Source organism: Actinomycetota bacterium, from assembly GCA_013152275.1.
Classification (GTDB): domain Bacteria; phylum Actinomycetota; class Acidimicrobiia; order Spongiisociales; family UBA4744; genus BMS3Bbin01.
In genome coordinates this window covers 1-3,456 of the sequence record JAADGS010000068.1, presented here as the reverse complement: position 1 = coordinate 3,456, position 3,456 = coordinate 1, and the positions used below count along the sequence as shown (strand labels likewise).

Genomic DNA, 3,456 nt, shown 5'->3' with positions numbered 1-3,456 from the left:
CGGCCGGTTCATCGAGGGCAGCATCGAGCCTCGCCTGAATCTCGAGAAGCTGCGGGAGCTGCTCGTTGACGATCTGCTCACGCAACACGAGCCGCTTCCGCCTGCGCACCTCCACCAACGGTCCGACACACACACCGTACGCCTGACCCCACGCACGGCGCTTCGCATCGACCTCCTCGGTCGAAGCGCCCCCGTAGTCCAGGTTGATCGACTCACCGTCCAACATCGCGAGCCACTCAACCAGCGACGACGCATCGGCGAACAACGGATCGATCTGCCGTGCGCACACCAACGCGTCGCCCGCCGCCGCCGACACCTCCGCATCGTCGGTCTCCATGCGCTGCACCGCAAACAACCACTGCCTCGCGAACCCCAGATCCGCATCCTCGAGCCTGCCGTACGACGCGTCACCCGCCTTCACTTCACACGCGGTCACATCGTCGTTCAACCCGCGCGCCGCATCGATCGTCGCCGGAATCCCGAACTGCGGCCAACGTTCCAGGTCACCGCGCAGGATGTCCAGGGAACTGTCCTGCTCTTCTGCAGAAACCCCGGACATGTCACTGACCGACCCGATCACGCTCAGCGCCGGGTCCGCGTCATCCCACTCGAACCCCCGCTGCCGCAACACATCCAGATCCGGAAACAACCAACCCTCGGACGGGACTCCGACGTTCTTCGCCTCTCGCACCGCCCGGCCCAACGCCCGATACCCCGCGTCTACGACACACGCCCCCAAGAACCGCAAGAACCGCTTCTCGATCGGCAGCTCATAGGTCCGCCACCCCAACGCCCAGTCGGCCCCGTCAACCGGATACCGATACGCAAGGAACGCCGCCGAAAGCCCCTCCGGGATATCGGCCTGCGGCATCCCCTGGGTACTCGACGTCCCAGGGGTACCCGACGATACGGTACCCGAACCGGAACCTGGCGGTGTCGCCACCGAACACGCCGAGAGGCCCAGCAGCGCGGCTACGAGCAACGCCACACTGCGAATCACGACACCCGCCTCCCCCCGGCTGCACGACGCCGCAGGATGCCGACGCGAAGCGCCGGGCAACCAGGGGTGTGAGACGACATTCGTGACCTACCCGAGCCCAACCGGCTAGGTAAGGATCCTGATGTCCCAATTCCCTCCGTCATACTCGTTCGCCGCCTTCACGGGAACCCCCGTTGGTGTCAGGTCGGTTATCACGACGCCAAGATAGCCCTCATTGATCCCCACCCATCCCAGTGTGCCAAGATGCCAGTTCCCGTCACTCCCCTTGTAGGCGCCCCGGAAGGCGTTGTCATCCCACCCCTCGTTGATGACGTTCACGTCGACACACGGCGCGCCGGCCGAATCAGTGGAAGTGGACCAATAGGCCAGGTAGTTGGCCACCAACAGCTTGTTTGAGGGTGTTGTTCGCGCCACGTTCCCCGAACACGTCGCGGCAGCAGGCGGCGCCACCGCGAAGAGCGTCGCGGCAAACACGACCAGCGCGACGAGCGGTGCGAGCAACCGACGATCGCTGGTTACACGAATCCCCCGTGTATCCATGGCAACTCCTTCCCTAGTAGGTAGTACCATGATTTGTTCATGCTAGGTGTGTGTGTCAAGAAGTGGGAGTCGCAACAGACCGCTCCCTGCCGGCGAACCCGACGCGCGGCGTGTCGGCAGCCACCGGCGCCCGGCGTCGCTCCGTGAGCGTCCGCCTCACCCCGGTGGGCGACCCGGCTACCCTCACGGCCTGTGATCGACCAAACTCCGCAGAGCCGTTTCACCTACGTCGACTTCATCCTCGTGTTTGTCGCCGGCCTCACCACCTCGGTCATCGCGACGATCGCAGCCGTTGCTGCCGGAGCGATCCCCCTCGATCAGTTGACGACGGGCATTCCCTCACGGGCCGCATTCTGGATCATCCTCCCGGCGCAGGTGTTCGGTGAGTTGCTCGCTCTTGCCTGGATCGCCCAGCGACGGGCCACGGGGAAGCTCTCCACCGACTACGGCCTCGTCGTCAAGGCCAGAGATGTCGCGTTCCTTCTGGTCGGGGCAGCGCTGCTCGTCGGGCTGGGACTCGCCTTCTCACCCCTTGCCCAGGCGCTCGGCATCAACCAGAGCCCCCAGGATGTCGTGCAGGCGGTTGCAGACGTGTCAGACATCCCGACAAGGATCATGGTGCTGTTCGGCGTCGTCGTCCTGAGCCCGGTCACGGAGGAACTCGCCTTTCGTGGACTGCTGCTACGCACGCTCCTCCGAAAACACTCGGTCGTGTCGGCGGTCGTCATCCAGGCGCTGGTGTTCGCCGCGTTCCACCTTCTCGACGCCGGCGCAATCCAGGCCGCAGCCGTGGTCATCCCGGAGCTCTTCATCGTCGGCTCGATCCTCGGCTATCTTGCCGTTCGGTCCGGCAACCTGAGTCGCTCGATCTTCACCCACGCCGGGTTCAACCTGATCACCACGCTGGCACTGTTCTACGCCCCGAACCTGCCGTTCTGAGCGCCGGCTGCCGGCAACCCCAGGCGGACGTGATCCCTTGGCTGGAAACCGACTTCCGGCAAACTGGATCTCAGAATCCCATCTTGGCCCGGACCGAGGCCATCTCGTTCTCGGCCCGCTCGCGGGCGACGATCATCCCGCGGCGCATGATGACATCCACTTCACCATCGTCGAGCGCCTCGTACGCTTCACGGACGGGAGAGAGCCCTTCGACCACCGCCTCGGCGACGACCTCTTTGAAGTACCCGTAGGGCATGTCGTGGTGCTGAGCGACGAGATCGTCGATCGTGCGGCCGGTGAACAGCGCTAGGATGTCGAGCAGGTTGGAGACGCCCGGCTTCTTCAGCGTGTCGTACTCGATCTCGTGGCCTGAATCGGTGACGGCCGTCTTGAACTTCTTTCGGATCACGTCGGGTGGATCGATGATGTGAATCCTCGAGCTCGCATCTGGAGCCGATTTGGACATCTTCGCCGTCGGATCCTTCAGCGACATCACTCTGGCACCGATCTCCGGCGTGATCTGCTCGGGGATCGGGAACTCCTCACCGAAACGGGTGTTGAACCGCTGTGCCAGGTCTCGGGTCACCTCCAGATGCTGCGTCTGATCCTCCCCCACGGGAACGTAGTGGGCCTTGTGAATCAGGATGTCGCTCGCCATCAATACCGGATACGCGTACAGGCCAAGGTTCTCGCCGCCCTTGTCGGCCTTCTCCTTGAACTGCGTCATCCGGTTGAGCTGACCCAGCGAGGTGATCGTCGCCAGCAGCCATGCGAGCTCGACGTGCTCGCGCACCTGGCTCTGGTAGTAGAGCAATGACCGCTCCGGGTCGATGCCGACGGCCATGAGCAGTTTCGCCGTGTTGAGGCGGGTCTGTCGGAATTCCTTCGGGTCGTAGTCGACCGTGATGGCATGCAGATCGACGACACAGTAGATCGCGTCGTAGTCATCCTGCAGGCGCGCCCAATTGCGCAACGCC

The 3,456-nt window shown here is 64.0% G+C and carries 4 protein-coding genes; 1 reads left to right on the top strand and 3 read right to left on the bottom strand.

What is annotated here, in order from left to right; translation table 11 throughout:
• On the bottom strand, positions 1-1,000 hold a 1,000-nt coding region (locus GXP34_10940; protein ID NOY56487.1), incomplete at its 3' end, for a hypothetical protein.
• 105 nt (positions 1,001-1,105) lie between these two features.
• Positions 1,106-1,540 carry a hypothetical protein gene (locus tag GXP34_10935; GenBank protein ID NOY56486.1) on the bottom strand — a complete coding sequence of 145 codons (435 nt, stop codon included), beginning with the start codon at positions 1,538-1,540 and terminating at the stop codon, positions 1,106-1,108.
• A gap of 192 nt (positions 1,541-1,732) precedes the next feature.
• Between GXP34_10935 and GXP34_10930 the strand changes: the two genes are divergently transcribed.
• On the top strand, positions 1,733-2,479 hold the full coding sequence (locus GXP34_10930) for a CPBP family intramembrane metalloprotease (GenBank protein NOY56485.1): 747 nt from the start codon (positions 1,733-1,735) through the stop codon (positions 2,477-2,479).
• A 70-nt stretch (positions 2,480-2,549) separates the two neighbouring features.
• On the opposite strand, the gene trpS is transcribed toward GXP34_10930, so the two are convergent.
• On the bottom strand, positions 2,550-3,456 hold a 907-nt coding region (gene trpS / locus GXP34_10925; GenBank protein NOY56484.1), incomplete at its 5' end, for a tryptophan--tRNA ligase.